General features: G+C 69.5%; 20 protein-coding genes and 1 pseudogene. 20 read left to right on the top strand and 1 reads right to left on the bottom strand.

Annotated features, from left to right (window positions below; genetic code table 11):
- The 15 genes and pseudogenes from murJ to hisE form a co-directional block, all read left to right on the top strand.
- The coding region (murJ, locus tag JX283_RS00310; RefSeq protein WP_370583379.1) for a murein biosynthesis integral membrane protein MurJ at nucleotides 1–1,839 on the top strand (1,839 nt) is incomplete at its 5' end.
- A 170-nt stretch (nucleotides 1,840–2,009) separates the two neighbouring features.
- Nucleotides 2,010–3,245 (top strand): ABC transporter substrate-binding protein, encoded by a 1,236-nt coding sequence (locus tag JX283_RS00305; protein ID WP_204828803.1) that lies wholly within the window; start codon nucleotides 2,010–2,012, stop codon nucleotides 3,243–3,245.
- A gap of 123 nt (nucleotides 3,246–3,368) precedes the next feature.
- Complete coding sequence (locus tag JX283_RS00300; RefSeq protein ID WP_204828802.1) at nucleotides 3,369–4,253, top strand: branched-chain amino acid ABC transporter permease; 885 nt, start codon at nucleotides 3,369–3,371, stop codon at nucleotides 4,251–4,253.
- Between the two features lie 9 nt (nucleotides 4,254–4,262).
- On the top strand, nucleotides 4,263–5,399 hold the full coding sequence (locus JX283_RS00295) for a branched-chain amino acid ABC transporter permease (protein WP_204828801.1): 1,137 nt from the start codon (nucleotides 4,263–4,265) through the stop codon (nucleotides 5,397–5,399).
- A 127-nt stretch (nucleotides 5,400–5,526) separates the two neighbouring features.
- Entirely contained in the window at nucleotides 5,527–6,351 is an 825-nt protein-coding gene (locus JX283_RS00290; protein ID WP_204828807.1) for an ABC transporter ATP-binding protein, read from the top strand.
- A gap of 4 nt (nucleotides 6,352–6,355) precedes the next feature.
- The gene (locus JX283_RS00285) at nucleotides 6,356–7,063 is read left to right on the top strand and encodes an ABC transporter ATP-binding protein (RefSeq protein ID WP_204828800.1); all 708 of its coding nucleotides are present in this window, start codon (nucleotides 6,356–6,358) and stop codon (nucleotides 7,061–7,063) included.
- 113 nt (nucleotides 7,064–7,176) lie between these two features.
- Nucleotides 7,177–8,808 carry an ATP phosphoribosyltransferase gene (gene hisG, locus JX283_RS00280; RefSeq protein ID WP_204828799.1) on the top strand — a complete coding sequence of 544 codons (1,632 nt, stop codon included), beginning with the start codon at nucleotides 7,177–7,179 and terminating at the stop codon, nucleotides 8,806–8,808.
- Between the two features lie 5 nt (nucleotides 8,809–8,813).
- Entirely contained in the window at nucleotides 8,814–10,214 is a 1,401-nt protein-coding gene (gene hisD / locus JX283_RS00275) for a histidinol dehydrogenase (RefSeq protein WP_204828798.1), read from the top strand.
- A 1-nt stretch (nucleotide 10,215) separates the two neighbouring features.
- Nucleotides 10,216–11,310 carry a histidinol-phosphate transaminase gene (gene hisC, locus JX283_RS00270; protein WP_204828797.1) on the top strand — a complete coding sequence of 365 codons (1,095 nt, stop codon included), beginning with the start codon at nucleotides 10,216–10,218 and terminating at the stop codon, nucleotides 11,308–11,310.
- Between the two features lie 8 nt (nucleotides 11,311–11,318).
- On the top strand, nucleotides 11,319–11,903 hold the full coding sequence (gene hisB, locus JX283_RS00265; protein WP_204828796.1) for an imidazoleglycerol-phosphate dehydratase HisB: 585 nt from the start codon (nucleotides 11,319–11,321) through the stop codon (nucleotides 11,901–11,903).
- A complete protein-coding gene (gene hisH / locus JX283_RS00260; RefSeq protein WP_204828795.1) occupies nucleotides 11,903–12,547 on the top strand; it encodes an imidazole glycerol phosphate synthase subunit HisH in 645 nt (214 codons plus the stop codon). Before hisB ends, hisH begins: the two co-directional genes overlap by 1 nt.
- On the top strand, nucleotides 12,544–13,284 hold the full coding sequence (locus tag JX283_RS00255; RefSeq protein WP_204828794.1) for a HisA/HisF-related TIM barrel protein: 741 nt from the start codon (nucleotides 12,544–12,546) through the stop codon (nucleotides 13,282–13,284). The genes hisH and JX283_RS00255 overlap by 4 nt, the downstream gene beginning before the upstream one ends.
- Nucleotides 13,285–13,286: 2 nt before the next feature.
- Nucleotides 13,287–14,051, top strand: coding sequence for an imidazole glycerol phosphate synthase subunit HisF (hisF, locus tag JX283_RS08345; RefSeq protein ID WP_239652385.1), 765 nt, complete (start codon nucleotides 13,287–13,289; stop codon nucleotides 14,049–14,051).
- Nucleotides 14,052–14,307: 256 nt separating this feature from the next.
- A pseudogene (locus JX283_RS08610) lies at nucleotides 14,308–14,502 on the top strand (phosphoribosyl-AMP cyclohydrolase); the annotation flags it as partial.
- A gap of 2 nt (nucleotides 14,503–14,504) precedes the next feature.
- Nucleotides 14,505–14,822: a phosphoribosyl-ATP diphosphatase gene (hisE, locus tag JX283_RS00245; RefSeq protein ID WP_135977635.1), complete on the top strand. Its 318-nt coding sequence runs from the start codon at nucleotides 14,505–14,507 to the stop codon at nucleotides 14,820–14,822.
- Between the two features lie 66 nt (nucleotides 14,823–14,888).
- Here the strand turns inward: hisE and JX283_RS00240 are convergent, their stop codons facing one another.
- Nucleotides 14,889–15,698 carry a PHP domain-containing protein gene (locus tag JX283_RS00240; protein WP_204828793.1) on the bottom strand — a complete coding sequence of 270 codons (810 nt, stop codon included), beginning with the start codon at nucleotides 15,696–15,698 and terminating at the stop codon, nucleotides 14,889–14,891.
- 312 nt (nucleotides 15,699–16,010) lie between these two features.
- Here JX283_RS00240 and JX283_RS00235 point away from each other — a divergent pair, with 312 nt between their 5' ends.
- The 5 genes from JX283_RS00235 (at nucleotide 16,011) to JX283_RS00215 (ending at nucleotide 22,566) form a co-directional block, all read left to right on the top strand.
- Nucleotides 16,011–17,231, top strand: a complete 1,221-nt coding sequence (locus tag JX283_RS00235; RefSeq protein WP_204828792.1) for an ABC transporter substrate-binding protein — start codon at nucleotides 16,011–16,013, stop codon at nucleotides 17,229–17,231.
- 510 nt (nucleotides 17,232–17,741) lie between these two features.
- Nucleotides 17,742–18,701, top strand: a complete 960-nt coding sequence (locus JX283_RS00230) for an ABC transporter permease (RefSeq protein ID WP_239652384.1) — start codon at nucleotides 17,742–17,744, stop codon at nucleotides 18,699–18,701.
- 43 nt (nucleotides 18,702–18,744) lie between these two features.
- Entirely contained in the window at nucleotides 18,745–20,697 is a 1,953-nt protein-coding gene (locus JX283_RS00225) for a dipeptide/oligopeptide/nickel ABC transporter permease/ATP-binding protein (RefSeq protein ID WP_204828805.1), read from the top strand.
- Between the two features lie 4 nt (nucleotides 20,698–20,701).
- A complete protein-coding gene (locus tag JX283_RS00220) occupies nucleotides 20,702–21,559 on the top strand; it encodes an ABC transporter ATP-binding protein (RefSeq protein ID WP_204828791.1) in 858 nt (285 codons plus the stop codon).
- Nucleotides 21,560–21,642: 83 nt separating this feature from the next.
- Entirely contained in the window at nucleotides 21,643–22,566 is a 924-nt protein-coding gene (locus JX283_RS00215; protein ID WP_204828790.1) for a dihydrodipicolinate synthase family protein, read from the top strand.

The following is a 22,566-nucleotide window of genomic DNA, read 5'->3' as shown; positions in this document are numbered from 1 at the left end:
GCGCCCGCCCCCGACACCACGGCCGCCTTTATGGAGGCCCTCGAGGAGGGCGGCCTCCACGGCAGGGCNTGCCGCCGTCATGGGCTGGCTCCCGGCGACACCGGCTCCGTGGACCTCACCCGGGATGCCGACGTCCTGGCCGGCGAGCCGCCCCTCGTGGGGGTGGAGNCGGGGGAGGTGCTGCCGGTGGCCTCCTTCGACGACGACCCGCTGGCCGCCGAGGCGGGGGAGGCCCGCGCCGCGGCGCGGGCCGACGTCGAGGCCTCCGTGGGCCGCAGCGCCGCCATGATGAGCCTGCTCGTCATCCTCAGCCGCATCACGGGGTTTCTCCGCACCTGGGGCCAGGGGGCCGCCATCGGCGGGGCCATGCTCGCCAGCTGCTACACCGTGGCCAACAACCTGCCAAACCAGCTCTACGAGCTTGTCATGGGCGGCATGCTCGTCACCGCCTTCCTTCCGGTCTACCTCTCGGTCAAGGAGNAGGGGGGCCGCGAGCGGGCGAGCGCCTACACGTCCAACCTCGTGACCATCGTGCTCGTGGTCATGGGGGCGGTGGCCCTGCTGNGTTTCGTGTTCGCGTCCCAGGTGGTGCTCACCCAGTCCTTCGGCGCCACCGAGGACTTCGACCACGGACTCGCCATCTACTTCTTCCGCTTCTTCGTGGTGGAGGTCGTGCTCTACGGCCTCTCCTCGGTGTTCTCCGGGGTGCTCAACGCCGAGCGCGACTACTTCTGGTCCACGGCGGCCCCGGTCTTCAACAACATCATCTGCACCGCGAGCTTCGCCGCGTACGCCCTGCTCGTGGGTACCGAGCCCGCGGCCGCCGTGCTGGCCCTGGCCGTGGGCAACCCCCTCGGCGTGGCGGTGCAGGTGCTCATGCAGATGCCCAGCCTGAGGCGCCACGGCATACGGCTGCGCCTCTCCGTCGACCTGCACGACCCTGCCCTCAGGGAGACCCTCTCCATCGGCGTGCCCTCCCTCGTTGTCATGGTGGTGAGCTTCGCCACCGTCTCGGTNCAGACGANCTGCGTGCTCTCCTCCACGTNGTCCGGCGCCGCCGTGGCCTNCTACGCNAGGCTCTGGTACACGCTGCCCTACGCCATCCTGGCGGTGCCGGTCANCACGGCCATGTTCACCGAGNTATCCCACGCCTATGCCGCCCGGGACATCCCCGGCTTCGTATCCGGCATCTCCTTGGGGTGCTCGCGCATCCTGTTCTTCCTCGTGCCCATGGCCGTCCTGCTTGTGGTGTTCTCGCCCCAGCTCTCCCAGCTCCTCAACGCCGGGTCGTTCACGGCCGAGGAGACGTCCATGATCGCCGGCTACCTCTCGGCCCTGGCCGTCTCGCTGCCATTCTACGGGGTCTGCACGTACCTGCAGAAGGTGTGCTCCTCCTGGCGCCGCATGCGCCTGTTCGCCGTNGCCANCNTCGTNGCCGGCGTGGTCCAGGTGGTCTTCTGCCTCGCCCTTACCCCGGTCTGGGGCTACGTGGTGCCCGGCCTCTCGTCGCTCTTCTTCTTCGTCGCCGTCGACGTGGTCACCTTNGTCCAGCTGCGCCGAGAGCTCGGACCCATCGGCTTCAAGGCCCTCCTCGCCTGCGCCGTGCGCTCCCTGGCCCTGGGCCTCGCCGGCGGCGCCGCGGGGGCCCTCCTGGTGTGGGCGCTCACCGGCCCCGCCGGCCTCGGAGGCCCGGGCCTCGCCAAGGGCCTCCTGGTCTGTGTGGCGGCGGGCCTGCCGGCCCTCGCGGTCACCTTCGGCGGTGCCATGGCGCTTCGCCNCCCCGAGNCGTCCTTCCTCCGGTCCATGGTGGGCAGGGTGGCCTCGCGCAGGGCTGCCTAGGCCGTCGCGGCCCCCAAAGTGAAAACCTTGTTTCAGCTGGTTTTGCATTCTGCTAACGAGCCGACCGCTCATGGGCCGTTCGCTACCATCTGTCCAAGGTATCAGCGCGTTCGCCGATGCGACGTGGTTCTCGACGTCGTCGGCTCTCGCACTACGCAAGGGNGATAGCCATGAAGTTCTCCAACGTCTCGCGTCGTGGGTTCGTCCAGGCCATGGGTGTGGCCGGTGCCGCCGGCGCGGTGGCCCTCACCGGATGCGGCAACTCCGCCTCCGGAGGCGGGGCGGGCGCCGGCTCCGACGGCGGCAAGTTCAAGCTGGGCGGCATCGGCCCCGTTACCGGCCCCACCGCCATTTACGGCAACGCCTGCAAGAACGCGGCCCAGATCGCCGTTGACGAGATCGACGCCTCGGACTCCACGTTCAAGTTCGACTACCGCTTCGAGGACGACGAGAACAACGCCGAGAAGTCGGTCAACGCCTTCAACACCCTCAAGGACTGGGGCATGCAGATGCTCATGGGCACCACCACCACGGCCCCGTGCATCGCGGTGTCCAAGGAGGCCAACGCTGACAACATTTTCGAGCTGACGCCCTCGGCCTCCTCCACCGACGTCATCGGCGGCCAGGAGGATGCGAGCGGCAACATCTCCGAGACGCGCAAGCCCAACGTCTTCCAGATGTGCTTCACCGACCCCAACCAGGGCGTCGCGTNGGCCAAGTACATCTCCGAGCAGAAGCTCGGCACCAAGGTGGGCATCATCTACGACAGCTNCGACGCCTATTCCACCGGCATCGACCAGAAGNTCCNCGCCGAGGCCAAGCAGGTGAGCCTCGAGGTGGTAGCCAACGAGGCCTTCACCGCCGACAGCGCCACCGACTTCTCCACGCAGCTCAACAACTGCAAGAATGCCGGCGCAGACATTCTCTTCCTCCCCATCTACTACACCCCGGCCTCCATCATCCTCAAGCAGGCCAACGACATGGGCTACAAGCCCAAGTTCTTCGGTGTCGACGGCATGGACGGCATTTTGACCCTCGCGGGCTTCGACGAGTCCCTCGCCGAGGGCGTCATGCTGCTCANCCCCTTCAACGCCGACGCCACCGACGAGAAGACCCAGGCNTTCGTGAAGTCGTACAAGGACAAGTTCGGTGAGATCCCCAACCAGTTCGCCGCCGACGCCTACGACTGCGTCTACGCCCTGCAGGCGGCCCTCGAAAAGGGCGGTTGCACGCCCGACATGAGCGCCTCCGACGTCTGCGACAAGCTCGTGGAGGTCTTTACCTCCGGCGACTTCACCTTCGACGGCCTTACCGGCGAGACCATGGCCTCGTCCGACACGGGCGAGGTCTCCAAGGAGCCCAAGGGCATGGTCATCCAGGGCGGCCAGTACGTTGGCATGGAGTAGCACTGCCCAATGTAAGTGCTGCGTAACAAGAAAGCTGTGACACCGCGGGGGTCACCTATATTCAGGTGACCCCCGCACCTAGGCGCGGGGAGCCTGTCANTCCCAACCAGGAGGGGAGGCGCTTTGGAGTTTTTGACCAACCTGATCAACGGCGTCAGCCTGGGCAGCGTGTACGCGATCATCGCCCTTGGCTACACCATGGTCTACGGCATCGCTAAAATGCTCAACTTCGCCCACGGCGACGTCATCATGGTGGGCGGCTACATCGNCTTCATCACGTTCAACACCCTTGGGCTCAACCCGCTTCTCGCCGTGCTCGCCGCCGTGGTGGTCTGCACGCTTTTGGGCATGGGCATCGAGCGCGTGGCCTACAAGCCCTTGCGCCAGTCGCCGAGCCTCACGGTGCTCATCACGGCCATCGGCGTGTCGTACCTGCTGCAGAACCTAGCACTGCTCATCTGGGGCTNCAACCCCCGNGTCTNNACGTCCGTGGNGGCGGGCTGGCCGCAGGTCGTGCNCTTCGACGGGCGNCTGACCATCTCGGCCGAGACCATCGTCACCNTTGCGTGCTCCGTGGTCATCATGGTGGCCCTGGGCCTGTTCACCGCCAAGACCAAGATGGGCAAGGCCATGAGGGCCTGCTCCGAGGATCCCGGNGCGGCGCGGCTCATGGGCATCAACGTGGACAGCACCATCTCCACCACCTTTGCCATCGGCTCGGGGCTCGCCGCCGTGGCGGGCGTGCTGCTCTGCAGCTCCTACCCGGTGCTCCAGCCCACCACGGGTGCCATGCCCGGCATCAAGGCCTTCACGGCGGCCGTCTTCGGCGGCATCGGCTCCATCCCCGGCGCCGTGCTCGGCGGCCTGCTCTTGGGCATCATCGAGACCTTTGCCAAGGCCTATATCTCCACCCAGCTGTCAGACGCCGTGGTGTTTGCCGTGCTCATCATCGTCTTGCTGATCAAGCCCTCCGGCCTGCTCGGCAAGTACGTTCCCGAGAAGGTTTAGGAGGAGGCCATGGCATCTAAGACGACCGTTTCGGCCCAGGCCCCCACGTTCGCAGCGCGCCTCTCTGAGGCCGTACGAGGGGCCTTCGGCACCTACGCCCTTGTGGTCATCGCCTTCCTGATCGTCCAGGGCCTGATTGCCACGGGNTCCATCACGANCGCCCTCCAGGGCCAGCTCGTGCCCATCTGCGTCTACATCTGCGCCGCCGTGTCGCTCAACCTCGTGGTGGGTATCTCCGGCGAACTCTCCTTGGGCCATGCCGGCTTCATGAGCGTGGGCGCTTTCACCGGCGTCGTCATGGCCTCGCTTCTGGCCGACGTCATCCCCAACGATGCCCTGCGCCTTTTGGTGTCGGTTGCCACCGGCGGCTGCTTCGGCGCCCTTGCCGGCTTTTTGGTGGGCGNGCNCGTCATGCTCCTNTCCGGCGACTACCTCGCCATCGTGACCTTGGCGTTCGNCGAGATCATCAAGAACATCGTCAACAACCTNTATGTGGGCCGCGATGCCGCGGGCCTCCACATGTCGCTCAGCTCGGTGGCCGACCTCGGCATGAACCACGGCGTCGTCATCATCAACGGCCCCCAGGGAGCCGTGGGCATCGACAAGCTCTCCACGTTCGCAGCCGGCTTCGTCCTTATTCTCGTCACGCTCTTCGTGGCGCTCAACCTCGTGCGCAGCAGAAGCGGCCGCGCCATCATGGCCGTGCGCGACAACCGCATCGCGGCCGAGTCGGTGGGCATCAATATCACCAAGTACCGCCTTATGGCCTTCGTCGTGGCCGCTGCCTTGGCCGGTATGGCGGGCACGCTCTATGCCATGAACTTCTCAAGCGTCGTCGCCGGCCGCTTCGACTACAACACGTCCATCCTCATCCTGGTGTACGTGGTGCTCGGCGGCATCGGCAACGTCCGTGGCTCCATCATTGCCGCGGCCATTCTCACGATCCTGCCCGAGTTCCTGCGCTTTATGGCCGACTACCGCATGCTCATCTACGCCGTCGTGCTCATCTGCGTGATGGTGCTGCCCAACATCCCTGCAGTACAGCGCGTGATGGAGGCGGTCAAGAGAAAGGTCCCGTGGCTCTCCGACAAGGACGCCATCGAGGAACCCGACATGGTCACGACGGGAGGCGACAGCCGTGGCTGATCCCAAGAAGACTTCTGCAGACCTCAAGGCCCGTGCNGCGCAGGGGTCCTACCGGGTGCAGNCCGCCCGCGCCAAGGGCGACGAGGNGCCCGTCAAGGCCCCCCAGTCTCCCAAGCGCGGCACGCGCATGGTGCCCCTACNTTCCGACGGCATCGTCCCCGAACGCGACGTGCATGCCACGCCGGTGCTCGAGTGCCGCCACCTTGGCATCGACTTCGGCGGCCTCCACGCCGTGGAGGACTTCAACCTCATCGTGGGCAAGACCGAGATCGCCGGCCTCATCGGCCCCAACGGCGCCGGCAAGACCACGGTGTTCAACCTGCTCACAAAGGTCTATCAGCCCACCCGCGGCACCATCCTGCTCGACGGGCACGACACTGCGGGCAAGAGCACGGCCAAGGTGAGCCAGATGGGCATCGCCCGCACGTTCCAGAACATCCGCCTGTTCTCGAGCCTCACGGTGGAGGAGAACGTCACCATCGGCCTGCACNACGCCATCGGGTGCGGCATGTGGAGCGGCATCTTCCGCCTGCCCCGCTACTGGGTGAGCGAGAAGGAGTTCCACGACCGCTCCTTGGAGCTGCTCGACGTCTTCGGCATGGCCGGCCTGGCCCACGTCCAGGCCGGCAACCTGCCCTACGGCGCCCAGCGGCGCCTCGAGATCGTGCGTGCGCTGGCCACGGGCCCCAAGTTGCTGCTCCTCGACGAGCCCGCGGCCGGCATGAATCCCAGCGAGACCACTGAGCTCATGGAGAACATCCGCAAGATTCGCGACCAGTTCCAGATCGCCGTGCTGCTCATCGAGCACGACATGGACCTGGTCATGGGCATCTGCGAGGGCATTGCCGTGCTCAACTTCGGCCGCATCATCGCCAAGGGAACTCCCGACCAGATCCAGGGCAACCCCCAGGTCGTCGAGGCGTACCTCGGCGCGTCCGCGAAGGAGGCGTAGGGCCATGGCGCTGCTCAAGGTTACCGACCTCAACGTGTACTACGGCAACATCCACGCCATCAAGGACGTCTCCTNCGAGGTCGAGGAGGGTGAGATTGTCACGCTCATCGGTGCCAACGGCGCTGGCAAGACNACCACGCTCAACACCGTGGCGGGCCTGCTCACCCCGCGCTCCGGTACCGTCGAGTTCAAAGGCGAGGAGCTCTCCCGCGTCCCGGCCCACCACACCGTGGGCCGCGGCATGGCCCTCTGCCCCGAGGGCAGGCGCGTGTTCCTCAACATGTCGGTGCGAGAGAACCTCGAGATGGGGGCCTTCACCCGNAGCGACTCCGNNGNCCGAGANACCATCTCCACGGTCTTCGACCGCTTCCCGCGCCTCAAGGAGCGCGAGGGGCAGAGCGCGGGCACCCTTTCCGGCGGCGAGCAGCAGATGCTCGCCATGGGCCGGGCCATGATGAGCCGGCCCTCCCTGCTCATGCTCGACGAGCCGTCCATGGGCCTCGCTCCCATTCTCGTGGACGAGATCTTCGACATCGTCAAAGAGCTCCACGAGGCGGGGACCACCGTCCTTCTGGTGGAGCAGAACGCCGCCAAGGCCCTCTCCATCGCCGACCGCGCCTACGTGCTCGAGACCGGCAGGGTGTCCATGGCCGGCGACGCCTCCGACCTCGCCCACGACGACCGCGTGCGCAAGGCCTACCTGGGCGGCTGAGGCCGTTTCCGCCCGGTGCGGGGAGGGNNCGCCGCCCCTCCCCGTTGACTTTACTAGGGTAAAGTGCTTTACTCTGCTNAAGCATCCGCNACCCCGTCCCCGAGGAGGCGCCAATGATCCACGGCACCCCGCGCGGTTTCCGCGACATCCTGCCCGAGGAGGCCCTGGCCCGCGAGGCCCTGGCCGACACCGTGAGGCGCGTCTTCTCCGACCACGGCTACCTTCCCNTGGAGACGNCCCTGNTCGAGAGCCGCGAGGTCCTCGAGCGGGCCGGCCGCATCCGCGGCGTGCCGTTCCAGCTCATCGACGCCGACGACCGGCTCCTTATGCTGCGCCCCGACCTCACGCTGCCCATCGCCCGGCTCGTGGCCGGCCGGATGGGGGAGGGCGACCTCCCGGCGCGCCTGCGATACGCCGCCCCCGTGGTACGCGAGCAGCGCAGCCTTTCCGGCGAGGCGCGCCAGTTCACCCAGCTGGGCGTGGAGCTCGTGGGCGCCCCCGACGGNGAGGCCGAGGCGGAGGTCGTGGGCATCCTCATGGAGACCCTCGGGGCCGTGGGCCTCTCGGGTTGCACGGTCGTGTGCGGCTCGGTGCGCCCCCTTGCCGCGGCCATCGGGGCCGCCGGCGTCTCCCGCGCCGAGGCCGACAGGATCCTGGCCTTGGTGCACTCCTCCGACCTTGTGGGCCTCGACGCCTTCGTGGCCTCCCTGGACGTCCCCGCCCCCGCCGCCGCGGCGCTCCGCGGGCTGCCACGCTCCATGGGCGGGGTCGAGGCGCTCGACGCCGTGGACGCCCTGCTTGGCGCCGCCGGCGTGGCCGAGGCCGACCGCGGCACGGCGGAGCTCCGCGCCCTGGCCGGGGCCGTGGCGTCCGGGCCGGTGCCCCTGGCCTTTGACTTCTCCATCGCCAACTCGTTCGACTACTATACGGGCCTCGTGTTCAAGGCCTTCGCCCCCGGGTTCTCCTCGAGCGTGGCCTCCGGCGGCCGCTACGACGCCGTGCTGGCCAACCTGGACGTTCCGGCCGTGGGGGCCTGCGGCTTCGCCCTGTCCCTCGAGCGCCTCCAGGGCGCCCTCGACGTCCGCGACGGCGGGGGAGACGACCGTCCGCTGCGCGTCGCCGTGCCCAAGGGCTCGCTCTTCGGGCCCTGCGTGGACCTCCTCGAGGCCGCGGGCCTGCCCGTGGACGACCTGCGCGACCCCGGCCGGCGCCTCGNTGTGGCCGCCGGCGACGTGGAGTACGTGATCGTGCGCGCCACCGACGCCCCCGCCTTCGTGGCCTGGGGAGGCGCCGACTGCGGCGTGTGCGGCACCGACTCCCTGTTCGAGGCCGACCTCGACCTCGTGCAGCTGGAGGACCTGCGCTTCGGCGCCTGCCGCTTCGTCGTGGCCGAGCCCGCGGGCTCCGCGGGGGCCGCCGACGCCGCCTTCGCCCGGCGCGGCTCCTACCGGGTGGCCACCAAGTACCCCCGCGTCACCCAGGCGTACTTCGACTCCGTCGGCTGCCCCGTGGACATCCTCGCGCTCCACGGCAACATCGAGCTCGGGCCCATCGTGGGCATGGCCGACCGCATCGTGGACATCACCGCCACCGGCACCACCCTGCGCGAGAACGACCTCGTGGTGGTGGCCGANGACGTCATGGACTGCTCGGCCCGCTTCTTCGCGGGGCCGGCGGCCTTCCGCAGCGACGCACGGATCAGGGCGCTCGGGGCTAGGCTCCGGGACGCCGTCGAGAAAGGCTGACCCCCATGAGAAGGATCACGCTCGAGGGTGGCGCCACCCTCACGAACGACGACCTGCGCCGCTCCGGGGCGCTGCCCGCCGACGCCGTGGCGGCCGCCGAGGCCATCGTCGACGCGGTGCGTACCGGTGGCGATGAGGCCGTGCGCGNCTTCTGCCTCGAGTTCGACGGTGCGGCCCCACGCTCCTTCCGCGTGCCCGACGACGTCGTGGCCGCCTCCCTCTCCCAGGTGGACCCGCGGTTCCTCGCCGCCCTCGAGAGGGCCCACGACCAGATCGAGGACTTCCACTGCCGCGAGGTGCGCCAGTCGTGGTTCACGACCAAGCCCGACGGGACCCTCCTGGGCGTCAAGGTGTCGCCTTTGGTCTCCGTCGGCATCTACGTGCCCGGNGGCCGCGCCCAGTACCCCTCCACCGTGCTCATGAACGCCGTCCCCGCCAAGGTTGCGGGGGTGGGGAGGGTGGTCATGGTCACCCCGCCCCAGCGCGACGGCTCGCTCTCCGCCTACACCCTGGCGGCCGCGGTCGTGGCGGGCGTCGACGAGGTCTATGCCGTGGGCGGCGCCCAGGCCGTGGCCGCCCTCGCCTACGGCACCGAGACCATCCCCCGCGTCGACAAGGTCTGCGGCCCCGGCAACGCCTTCGTCGCCGCCGCCAAGCGCCGCGTCTCGGGCGACGTGGNCATCGACATNATCGCGGGNCCGTCGGAGGTGTGCGTGCTGGCCGACGACACGGCCAACCCCGCCGTGGTGGCCGCCGACCTCATGGCCCAGGCCGAGCACGACCCCTTGGCCGCGAGCTACCTCGTCACGACCTCCGCCGCCCTGGCCGACGCCGTGGAGGGCGCCCTCGACCTGCTCTGCGCCCAGTCGCCCCGCGCGGACGTCACCCGCGCCTCCCTCGACGGCCAGGGCGCCGTCGTGCTCTGCGACACGATGGACGCGGCCGTGGCGGCCGTGAACCGCATCGCCCCCGAGCACCTGGAGCTCTGCGTGGCCGACGCCGTCGCGCTCCTCGGCTCCATCCGCAGCGCCGGCGCCATCTTCGCCGGCCACTGNAGNNCGGAGCCTCTGGNCGACTACGTGGCGGGTCCCAACCACACGCTGCCCACCGGGGGCACGGCCGCCTTCTCGAACCCGCTCTCCGTGGACGACTTCACCACCTCCTCGAGCGTGGTCTGCTACTCGCCGGCCGGCATGGAGGCCGACGCCGACGCCACCCAGACCCTGGCCCAGGCCGAGGGCCTCTGGGCCCACGCGCTCTCCGTGGGCATGCGCCGCCGCCTGCGCGAGCGCGGCCCTGGGACCCCGTGGGAGGNGCTCTGCGAGGACGCCGCCGCGGCCGCCTGGCCCGAGACCCTCTCGGAGCCCGGCCGACCTGAGCTCGACTTCGAGACGGGCGGTGACTGACATGGGCCTCTCCGAGCGGGCCCGCGCCCTCGTGCGCCCGGAGGTGGCGGACCTCGAGCCCTACGACCCCGGGTTCGTGGAGTGCCGGGTCAACCTCTCGGCCAACGAGAGCACCTGGCCGCGCCCCCCGGCGCTCGAACGGGCCGTCCGCGAGGCCCTGGCGGCGACGCCCCTCAACCGCTACCCCGACCCCATGGCCAACGGCCTGCGCGACGCCCTTGCGGCGTGGCACGGCGTCGACCGCTCCCAGGTGGTGGTAGGCAACGGCGGGGACGANCTGATCTTCGACCTGCTTCTGGCCTTCGGGGGGGCCGGCCGCACCGTGCTGGATATGCCCCCCACCTTCTCGGTCTACGACATCTACGGAAGGCTCGTGGGCTCCACGGTCGTGGCCGTGCCGCGCGACCCCGAGACGTTCGAACCCGCCTGGGACGAGGTCCTTGCCGCCGCGCGCACCGCGGACGTCGCCGTGCTGACCACGCCCAACAACCCCACGGGCAACACCGTGGCCCCGGACCGTGTGGAGGCCCTCTGCGAGGCCTGCCCCGGCGTCGTGCTGGTGGACGAGGCCTACGGCGAGTTCGCGCCGTCCATGGGGAGCGCGGCGGCGCTGCTCGACCGCCATCCCAACCTCTGCGTGCTCCACACGCTCTCCAAGGCCTTCGCCATGGCCGGCGCCNGCGTGGGCTACATCCTGGCCTCCCCGGAGCTTGTGGACGTCTTCGCCGCCGTGCGCCAGCCCTACACCGTGAACGTGCTGTCCCAGGCCGCCGCCACGGCTGTCGTGGAGGGGCGCGACCTCGCCCNGGCCGCGGTGGCCGACGTCGTGGCCGAGCGCACCCGCCTCACGGGGGGCCTGCGCGCCCTCGGCCTGCGCGTATGGGACTCCGAGGCCAATTTCGTGCTCGTGCGCGTGCCGGACGCCCATGCCGTGCGGCAGCGTCTCGCCCGGGACTTCTCCATCCTCGTGCGCGACCTCTCCTTTGCGCCGGGGCTCAGGGACTGCCTGCGCGTCACCGTTGGCACGCCCGAGGAGGACGACGCCGTCCTCGACGCCCTGCGCCGGATCCTCAGACCCGTCCCTTCCAGCTCCTAGGGGGAACCATGAGACGAGCCACCGTCACCCGCACCACCGGCGAGACCGACATCGCCGTCACCCTCGACCTCGACGGCACCGGCGTCGTGGACGTCCGCACCGGGGTGGGCTTCTTCGACCACATGCTCGACGCCTTCGGGCGCCACGGGCTCTTCGACCTCACGGTGCGCTGCGTGGGCGACCTCGACGTGGNCGCCCACCACACCGTGGAGGACACCGGCATCGTGATCGGCGCGTGCATCCGCGAGGCGCTTGGCGACAAGGCCGGGGTCGCCCGGTTCTCCCAGTGCCTCGTGCCCATGGACGAGGCACTGGTCCTGGCCTGCGTGGACCTCTCGGGCCNCGGCGAGCTCTTCTGGGACGTCCCGATCCCCGTGCCCTCCATAGNCACCTTCGACTCGCAGCTGGCCCACGAGTTCTTCGCCGGCCTGGCCCGCGACGCCGGGGCCACGCTCCACATGCGCGAGCTTGCCGGCGAGAACGGCCACCACATCGTGGAGGCCGCCTTCAAGGCCGCCGGCCGGGCGCTGCGCTTTGCCTGCGGGCCCGACCCCCGCGTGACCGGGGTGCCCTCCACCAAGGGGACGCTCTGATGGCCGTCTGCGTGCTCGACTACCACAAGGGCAACCTCATGAGCGTGGCCCGCGCCCTCGACCGCTCCGGCGCCGACGTCGTGGTGAGCGACGACCCCGGGGTCGCGGCCGCCTCCGACGGCCTCGTCATCCCCGGCGTGGGTGCCTTCGCCGACGCCATGGGGTACATGGAGGCCTCCGGGCAGGCCGAGGCCGTGGCCCACGCCCGCGCCCGCGGCGTTCCCATCCTCGGTATCTGCCTCGGCATGCAGCTGTTCTGCTCCCGCGGCCGCGAGGGCGGCGAGGGCTGGCGGCCGGNCCTGGGCTTCCTTCCCGGAGGGTGCACGCGCTTGGAGTCCTCGCGCCTCAAGGTGCCCCACGTGGNGNGGGACGAGCTCGACCTCACGCCCCTCGGCCGCGCCTGCCCCCTGCTCGCCGGCGTGGGGGAGGGGTCGCACATGTACTNCACCCACTCGTACGCNCTGGACGACNGCTGCGACCCCGACGTGGTGTGCGCCAAGACCCACTACGCGCGTAGCTTCCCCTCGGTGGTCTGGAAGGNCAACGTCTTCGGCNGCCAGTTCCACCCCGAGAAGAGCTCCGGCGCCGGCCGTCCCATCCTCGAGAACTTCGTCGCCCTCGTGAAGGGGGGTCTGCCCCTATGATCGTCTACCCCGCCATCGACCTCGTCGCGGGCGACGTGGTGCGCCTGCGCCAGGGCGTCCGCAGCGAGATGGACGTGTACTCCTCCGATCCCGTGGCCCAGGCCGAGGCCTTCGCCGCCGCGGGCGCCGGGTGGGTCCACATGGTGGACCTCTCCCGCGCCTTCGGCGAGGACGAGGCGGCCTGCGCCGCCAACATGGACGCCATTCGCGCCGTCTGCGAGCGGGTCCCTGTGCGCGTGGACGCCGGCGGCGGCGTGCGCGGCCTCGCCGACGTCGAGCGCCTCCTGGACGCCGGCGTCTCCCGCGTGTCCATCGGCACGCCGCTGGTGCGCGACCCGGGCTTCGCGGCCGAGGCCGTGGCGCGCTTCGGCGACGCCGTGGCGGCCGACGTCGCGGCCAAGGGCGGCGCCGTGCGCGTGGACGGCTGGCGCNACGAGGCCCCCGTGTCCCTGGAGACCCTCCTCGCCTCCGTGGTCGGGATGGGCTTCTCGCACCTCGTGTACACCGACGTATCCCGCGACGGCATGCAGACGGGCGTGGACCCGGAGGCCTACCGCGCCGTCGCGGCCGCCTGCGGGTTTCCTGTCACGGCCTCGGGCGGCGTGACCACCGTGGAGGACGTCCGGAGGCTCGCGGCCCTCGGCGACGGCGTCGTCGAGGGGGTCGTCTGCGGGCGGGCCCTCTANGAGGGGACCCTCGACCTCGCCGAGGCGCTCGCCGCGGCGGGAGGGGAGTGACCATGCTCGCCAAACGCGTGATCCCGTGCCTCGACGTCAAGGACGGCCGGGTGGTCAAGGGCGTGAACTTCGTCTCCCTGCGCGACGCCGGCGACCCGGTGGAGCTCGCCTCCGCCTACGACGCCGCGGGCGCCGACGAGGTCGTGTTCCTCGACATCTGCGCCACGAGCGACGACCGCGCCACCACCGTGGGCATGGCCTCCGACGCCAGCCGGCGCCTGGGCATCCCCTACACCGTGGGCGGCGGTTTTCGCGACCTCGCGGCCATGCGGGCCATGGTGGCCGCGGGCGCCGACAAGGTCTCGGTCAACTCGGCCGCCGTGCGCGACCCGTCGCTCATCTCGGCCGCCGCGGCGGCCTTCGGGAGCCAGGCCGTGGTGTGCGCTGTGGACGCCCGCGCCACGGGCCCCAACCGCTGGGAGGTCTACACCGCCGGCGGGCGCACCGCCACGGGCANNGACGCCGTGGCCTGGTGCGAGGAGGCCGCCCGCCGTGGCGCCGGCGAGATCCTGCTCACCTCCATGGACCGGGACGGCACCAAGGAGGGCTTCGACCTCGCCCTCACCCGCGCCGTGGCCCGCGCCGTGCCCGTCCCCGTCATCGCCTCGGGCGGCGTNGGGAACCTCGAGCACTTCGCCGAGGGCGTCCTCGAGGGGGAGGCAGACGCCGTGCTCGCGGCGAGCGTCTTCCACTTCGGGACCTTCTCGGTGAGGCAGGTCAAGGAGTACATGGCGAGCCAAGGCATCCCGGTGCGGCTGGACTTCTAGGCCGCGGCCGCGCGTCGTGCGGCGCTATGCTTCTCGGAACGAACACGCGTAGGGGAGGAGACCCATGGACCGTGCCCAGGGCGACGCCGACGGCGTCGTGGAGATAGACGAGGCCACCGTGCGCCTCGACGGGGACGGGCTCGTGCCCGCCGTCGTGCAGCAGGCCGGCACCGGAGAGGTGCTCATGGTGGCGTGGATGAANGAGCGCTCCCTCGAGCTCACCCGCGAGACGGGGACCACGTGATTCTGGTCNCNCTCCCGCCGGGAGCTCTGGAACAAGGGGGCCACGAGCGGCAACGTGCANACCGTGCGGCGCATCCTGGTGGACTGCGACGGCGACACCCTCCTCGTGGAGGTGGACTCGCCCGGCCCCGCCTGCCACACCGGCAACCGCTCCTGCTTCTNCCGGCAGCTCTCGCCCACGGCCGCCGTCGACTTCGAGGAGGCCTAGCCATGGGGGAGAGGACCGCCAACGTGGAGCCGAGGCCCGTCGGCCCCGTGCTCGAGGAGCTCGCCGCCACCATCGCGGGGCGCTGGGACGCCGACCCCGAGGCCTCCTACACCGTGCGTCTGCTCAAGGGGCCCGAGGACCGCGTGCTCAAGAAGGTGTGCGAGGAGGCGGTGGAGGTGGCGCTGGCGTCCAAGGACGGCGACCACGACCACGTCCGCTACGAGGCGGCCGACCTCGTCTACCACCTCATGGTCTGCCTGGAACGCCAGGGCGTCTCGCTCGAGGAGCTGGCGGGGGAGCTGGCGGCGCGCTTCAAATAGCCGTCGCGCGCGGGGGGGCGTCCCTGCCGTTGTGGCGGGCTGTCACCCCATGGCGCCCCTGGGGCCCTACAGCGGGACGCTCCGCCAACCGTCCCTCCCCGGCACCTCCTGGGCCCGCACGCCGTGCCACCAGGCGTAGGCGTGGGCCCGTTCGAGGCCCCAGGCCACGTCCTCGGCCCGGTGGGCGTCGCTGCCAAAGGTCATCGGCACCCCGGCGCGCACGAACGCGTCCAGCAGCGCCCCGCACGGGTAGAACGCGCCCACGCCCTTGCGCGGGCCCGCCGTGGAGACCTCGACGCGCCGCCCGGTGTCGCGGGCGCACTCGGCCATGGCCGAGAAGGTCGCCGAGAGGTCCATGGTGGGGGCTAGCCCCTCGTTCGAAAACCGGAACGGCAGGTCCGGGTGGGCCATGACGTCGAACCCCGCCGGGCTCTCGCACGCGGCGCACCAGGCGGCCGCGTAGCGGCGCCAGACCTCGTCGGGCCCCAGTTCCTCCCAGATGTGCAGGTCGTCCGGGTCGTCGATCCACGCGCCGCCCTCCTGGGGGCCTATCCAGTGCACCGAGCCCAGGAGCAGCGCCGCGCCGCGGGACCAGCGCGCCACGTTCCCCTCGCACCCCGGGTACCAGTCACACTCGAAGCCCAGGAGCACCTCCACCGGGGAACCCTCTGCCGCCGCGGCGACCTCGACCGCGAGGGTGGGGAGGTCTGCCTCGGCCACGGAGCACCCGCATGCGGGGTCCATGGCCGCCGGCAGCGTGAGGTGGTCGGTCACGGCCAGGACGTCTACGCCCGCTGCCCGCGCCNCGGCAGCCATGGCGGCGGCGTCGCAGGTGCCGTCGGATCGACTTGTGTGNGTATGAAGGTCGGCGAGCATGGCCCCCCCGGTCCCGGAATCGGCATTGACAGGTCGTACTTCTTATGCATCTACATCGGTAGATAGATTTCACCGCAAAAGCGGGGGACAGCCTNCCAACGGACAATACGATGCGTTTTCCTGCGCCCGGCATGTCCCCGTGGGCGAGTAGGCATGTTTTATTCCGCCTATGGCTTGGCAGGGCCTTCCCGGTCGTGAGGGGCCGTTCACCGACAATAATATCAGCTGTAAGAGCGCGGAATCGCAGCCGACCTATCATGAAAACCGGCTGAAAAAGGGCNGGATACCGCCAGAGAAGACAGGAGATACGCAATGTTTGACAAGGGCATGTCGCGTCGCACCTTCCTCGGCCTCGGCGGCACCGCCGCGGTCGCCGCGGGCCTCGGCCTCGCCGGCTGCGGCGGCGGTGGCGACGACGCGTCGTCCGGCTCCGGCTCCGGCGGCGCCGACGCCACCCTGACCGCGGGCCTCGCCTACCAGAACCAGGGCAACCTCGACCCGCTGTCCACCTCCAGCGCCACCGGCATGGCCGCCAACTGGTGCGTGGCCGAGGGCTTCTTCGAGTTCGACTACGCCAAGATGGAGGCCTTCGCCGCCCTGGCCGCCTCCGAGGACATCGAGAAGGTCTCCGACACCGAGTACAAGGTGCAGTTCCGCGAGNGCNCNAAGTTCTNCGACGGCACCGCCGTCACCCCCGACGACGTCATCAAGTCCTGGCAGCGCGCCGCGGGCATCGACGAGGAGTACAAAGGCAACATCTACGAGCCCATGCTCACCTTCATCGACGCCGTCGAGGCCGACGGCGACACCGGCGTCACCTTCAAGCTCAAGAACGCCTTCGACCCCGAGATCATGAAGAAGCGCCTCTGCATCATCAAGATCTGCCCGGCCTCCATGTCCAAGGACGAGCTCACCAAGCTCCCCGTGGGCACCGGCCCCTGGAAGTACGACGAGTCCAACGAGCAGTCCATCAAGCTCTCCGTCAACGAGAACTACAACGGTCCCAAGCCGGCCAGCAACCCGGTGGAGTTCACCGTCCTCGTCNACAACGACCCGCGNGTCACGGCCATGACCGAGGGCACCACCATGGTCTGCGAGNCCGTCCCCGCCGNACAGNTNGCCNACTNCGAGGGCCAGGGCATCACCGTCGACAAGGTCCAGGGCTTCAACCTGCCCTTCTTCATGTTCAACCTCAAGAAGAAGCCGTTCGACGANGTTCGCGTGCGCCAGGCCTTCTTCTACGCCGTCGACGTCGAGAAGATCATCGAGAACGCCCTCGACGGCCTCGCCCAGCCGGCCACCTGCTACCTGCCCGAGAACTTCCCCGGCTACCACAAGGCCTCCACGGTCTACACCTACGACGTCGACAAGGCCAAGAGCCTCCTCGAGGAGGCCGGCGCCACCGGCACCAAGCTGACCCTCCAGACCACCGACACCGCCTGGATCAAGGAGATCGCCGCCTCGATCCAGCAGGACCTCATCGCCGCCGGCCTCGAGGTCGAGCTCAACTCCCAGAAGAGCTCCGACCTCTAAGCCAACCAGGCCACGNCCGACGCCTCCGGCGTGTGCCCCTACGACGTGGTGCTCGCCTCCGGCGACCCCTCGGTCTTCGGCAACGACCCCGACCTGCTCATGAGCTGGTTCTACGGCGACGGCATCTGNACNCANTCCCGCTACGGCTGGCAGGGCATGGAGAAGTGCACCGAGCTCCAGACCCTCATGGCCAAGGCCGTCACCGAGACCGGCGACGCCCAGCAGGACACCTGGAACCAGTGCTTCGACCTCCTGGCCGAGCAGGTGCCCCTGTACCCGCTGCTCCACCGCGTCACCCCCACCGGCGTCTGGGCCGACAAGATCGACGGCTTCCAGGCCATCGGCTGCACAGGCATCGACCTCGTGGGCTGCAAGGCCAAGTAAGTTCCTTCAAGGTTCCAACCCCGGAGCGATCCGGGACGGGCGCGGGGAGGCACNGCACCATCGCCTTCCCGCGCCCCATTTGTGCACATAGGCAACCCGTTTCTATTGTGAAAGGAGAGACGCAACGTGAACAACCTCATCCGGTTGATAGGACGAAGGCTCATCGCCCTGCCCATCATGGTCCTGGGCGTCACCTTCCTGGTGTTCTTCGTCATGTCGTTCNCCCCGATTGACCCGGCCTACGNNGCCCTCGGCGAGGGCGCCACNCAGGAGGCCGTCCAGATGTACCGCGAGAAGCACGGCCTCGACCAGCCGTGGATCGTGCAGTACGGAGACTTCCTCGGGGGCATGTTCCAGGGCAGCCTCGGCGAGTACGGCGTCAACAGCGCCTCCGTGGCCGACCGCGTGATGAAGGCCTTCCCGGTGACCATGCAGCTCACCTTCCTCGGCCTCATCATCGGCGTCATCGTCGCGTTCATCCTCGGTGNGGTTGCCGCCGTGTACCGGGACAAGTGGCCANACCAGGTCATCCGAATACTGTCGATCGCCTGCATCGCCACGCCGTCCTTCTGGCTCGCCGTCCTGCTGATCCTGGTGTTCTCCTTCAACCTCAAGATCTTCCCGGCCTCCGGCGCCCTGCCGGCGTTCCTCACCGGCGGCTGGTGGATGCGCATGATCCTGCCCGCTTTGGCCCTCTCGGTGCCCCTCGCCGGCCAGCTCACCCGCGTCATCCGCACCTCCATGGCCGAGGAGCTCGACCGTGACTACGTGCGCACCGCCGTGGGCGCCGGTGTCCCCCGCAGCGAGGTCATCGTCAAGAACGTGCTCCGCAACGCCATGATCACGCCGGTCACCGTTCTCGGCCTGCGCATCGGCTACCTCATGGGCGGCGCCGTGGTCATCGAGGTCATCTTCAACCTCCCCGGCATGGGCATGGCCATCCTCGACGGCGTCACGTCCAACTACCCCACGCTCGTCCAGGGCGTCACCCTCGTGGTTGCCCTCGCGTTCATCGTGATCCACATCGTGGTGGACATGCTCTATATCCTTATCAACCCCCGAATCAGGAGCGTGNAACGTGGCTGAGACCGTCAAGCGCCGCAGCGGCATCTCCCGCCGCTGGCACGCCATGAGCATCGGCTCCCGCATCTCCATCGTGGTGCTCGTCCTCGTGGCCCTCGTGGCTATCTGCGCCAACTTCCTGGCGCCCCACAGCCCCTTCGAGATCTTCAAGTCCCGCCAGGCCCCCAACGGCGAGTTCCTCTTNNNCACCGACGAGAAGGGCCGCGACATCCTCTCCCGTATGATGTTCGGCGCCCGCTACTCCTTGGCTATCGGNTTCGGCGCCACCCTCCTCGCCCTCGTGGGCGGCTGCATCATCGGCTCCGTGGCCGCCGTGAGCCGCAAGTGGATCTCCGAGGTCATCATGCGCATCATGGNCGTGGTGATGAGCTTCCCCGGCATCGCCCTGGCCGCCGTCTTNGTGTCGGTCTTCGGCAACTCNGTACCCTCCATCGTGCTGGCCATCGGCNTCATCTACATCCCGCAGGTGACCCGTATCGTCCGCGCCAACGTGGTGGCCGAGTACGGTGAGGACTACGTCCGCGCCGTCGTGGTATCGGGCGCAAAGGCCCCCTGGATCCTCGTCAAGCACGTNATGCGCAACTGCATCGCGCCCATCCTCGTGTATGTCATCGTGCTCGTGGCCGACGCCATCATCCTCGAGGCCTCGCTGTCCTTCATCTCCGCTGGCATCCAGGAGCCCACGCCCACCTGNGGCAACATCCTGTCCGACGCCCGCTCCGGCGTCCTGGCCGGCCGCTGGTGGCAGGCGCTCTTCCCCGGCCTGGCCATCATGACCACGGTCCTCTGCCTCAACATCTTCTCCGAGGGCATCACCGACGCCATGGTGGCGGCGCCCAACGCCCCCATCGAGGACGACGGCAAGCACGCCCGCAAGCAGGACCGCCTCCTGTTCGACCCGGTCGAGGCCTACAAGCAGCAGGCCGCCTCCCTCGACAGGTCCCTCACGGCCCTCGCCGCCGTCGAGGCCAGGCGCGACGACCGCCACAAGCCCGACTACGACGTGCAGCCGGTGCTCGAGGTCAAGGACCTCTGCATCAAGTTCCCGCGCCACGGCGACNTCAACGTGGTCGACCACGTGAACTACGCCGTGCGCCCCGGCCAGACCATGGGCCTCGTGGGCGAGTCCGGCTGCGGCAAGTCCATCACCGCCCTCACGATCATGGGCCTCATCGACTCCCGCGCCCAGATCTCCGGCGAGATCCTCTACCAGGGCAAGAACCTGCTCGAGATGGATGACGCCGAGCGCAACGCCCTCCGCGGCCACGACATCGCCATGATCTACCAGGACGCCCTCTCCGCCCTCAACCCGTCCATGCTCATCAAGAACCAGATGAAGCAGCTCACGGACCGCGGCGGCACCCGCTCCGCCGAGGAGCTCCTCGAGCTCGTGGGCCTCGACCCGGCCCGTACCCTCGAGAGCTACCCCCACGAGCTCTCCGGCGGCCAGCGCCAGCGCGTCCTCATCGCCATGGCCCTCACCCGCGACCCCAAGGTGATCATCGCCGACGAGCCCACCACGGCCCTCGACGTCACCGTCCAGAAGCAGGTCATCAAGCTCCTCAACGACCTNCNGGCCAAGCTCGGCTTCGCCATGATCTTCGTGTCCCACGACCTCGCCCTCGTGGCCGAGGTGGCCAACTACGTCACCGTCATGTACGCCGGCCAGGNCGTGGAGCAGGNGCCCACCATCGAGCTGCTCATGCACCCCACCCACGAGTACACCCGCGGCCTCCTCGGCGCCGTGCTCTCCATCGAGGGCGGCTCCGGCAGGCTCCACCAGGTGCCCGGCGTGGTCCCGAGCCCCAAGGACTTCAACGACGGCGACCGCTTCGCGCCGCGCTCGAGCCACCCCACGGTGGGCCTNNACGTCCGCCCGGTCCTCAAGAAGATCCCCGGCACCGAGCACTACGTGGCCGAGCTCCCCGACAAGGACCTCGCGGCCGCCGGCCTGACCTCCGTCGTCAACACCCCCAGCACCCCGAAGGGAGATGCATAAAGCCATGAGCGAGACCCAGAACCCCGCCGTGAACGACGGCACCGTCGACGGCGTCACGCCCATCATCTTCCNCGATGATGTGAAGGTCACCTTCAAGACCCGCACCGGTTCCCTGCTCCACCCCAACCTCGTGCAAGCCGTCAAGGGCGTCACCATGCGCGTCATGCCCGGCAAGACCCTGGGCATCGTGGGCGAGTCCGGCTGCGGCAAGTCCACCACGGCCAACGTCATGTGCGGCCTTCAGCCGCCCACCTCGGGCAAGGTCTTCTTCAAGGGCAAGGACGTGACCAAGCGCACCGCGGAGGACCGCAAGCACATCGGTTCCGTGCTCTCCGTGGTCTTCCAGGACCCCGCCACGGCCCTCAACGCCCGCATGAGCGTCCACGACCAGCTCCTCGACCCGATGCTCGTGCACAAGGTGGGCACCCCCGAGGAGCGCGAGGAGCGCATCCAGGAGCTCATCGGCCTCGTCGGCCTGCCGTCGAGCGCCCTCGACGCCCTGCCCGGCCAGCTCTCCGGCGGCCAGCGCCAGCGCGTGGCCATCGCCCGCGCCCTGTCCATCGGCCCCGACTGCATCATCGCCGATGAGCCCACGAGCGCCCTGGACGTCTCCGTGCGCGCCCAGATCCTCAACCTGCTCACCGACCTCAAGGAGCAGCTCGGCCTGGCCATGGTGTTCATCAGCCACGACATCCAGACCGTGCGCTACATCTCCGACGAGATCTGCGTCATGAACGGCNGCACCGTGGTGGAGCACGGCCCCGCCAAGCAGATCTTCGAGCACCCCCAGGACCCCTACACCAAGCTCCTGCTCGGCGCGGCCCCCTCGTTGCTCCACCCCAATCTTGGGAAAGCTTCCTGAGGCAGGCCGATAGGCACCGAGGGCCCGGCGCACCGCCGGGCCCTTCCATAGACAGCCAGACCATGAAAGGACCCCTGTTTCCCATGAGCTCAGACTTCAAGATTCGCGGAGTCGTCCCTCCCGTCGTCGTCCCCCAGCTCGACGACGGCTCCATCGACCACGAGGCCTTCGAGCGGCACCTCAACCGCATGATCGACGCCGGCATCGACGGCCTCTTCTTCCTGGGCTCGTCGGGGCAGGTCGCCTTCTTCGACGAGGAGACGCGCCTCGAGGTGGTGCGCGAGGGCATGCGCATCAACAACGGCCGCGTGCCCGTGATCGCCGGCTGCACCGACATGCNGACCGACGCCGTCATCGCCCACGCCCGCTCCATGGCCGAGCTCGGCGTCGACGCCATCGTGGCCNCNGCCNCGTTCTACGCCATCCCCGGCCCCGGCGTGGTGGCCCGGCACTTCCGCGCCATCCACGAGGCCGNCGACNTGCCGCTGTTCGCCTACGACATCCCCGTCNGCGTGCAGACGAAGCTCGACTGGCGCCTGCTTGCCGAGCTCGGCGCCGAGGGCACCCTCGCCGGCGTCAAGGACTCCTCGGGCGACGACGTCTCCTTCCGCTTCCTCATCCGCGAGAACGACCGCATCGGCCACCCGCTGACGCTGCTGACCGGCCACGAGGTCGTGGTCGACGGCGCCTACCTCGGCGGCGCCGACGGCTCCGTGCCCGGCCTCGCCAACATCGCCCCCGAGCCCTACGTGGAGATGTGGCGCGCCGCCGAGGCCGGCGACTGGGCCCGTGTGCGCGAGCTGCAGGACTACCTCGCCGACCTCATGCTGATCACCCAGGTGACCACGGGCGTGGGCGGCTACGGCGCCGGCGTGGGCGCGTTCAAGACGGCCCTGCGTGAGATGGGCGTCTTCTCCAGCAACCGCATGCCCGAGCCCGTCGCCGAGCTCGAGGGCGAGAACGTCGAGGCCATCCGTCAGGTCCTCGCCACCTGCGACCTGCTCTAG

The sequence above is a fragment of the Olsenella sp. CU969 genome, from assembly GCF_905219715.1.
GTDB classification, from domain to species: domain Bacteria; phylum Actinomycetota; class Coriobacteriia; order Coriobacteriales; family Atopobiaceae; genus Granulimonas; species Granulimonas faecalis.
Note: the sequence above shows the minus strand (reverse complement) of the source record. Positions and strands in the feature narration are given on the sequence as shown.

Excerpts from the sequence above, each read along its gene's own strand:
- hisE (WP_135977635.1), top strand. The coding sequence starts at position 14,505 with ATGGGGGAGAGGACCGCCAACGTGGAGCCGAGGCCCGTCGGCCCCGTG.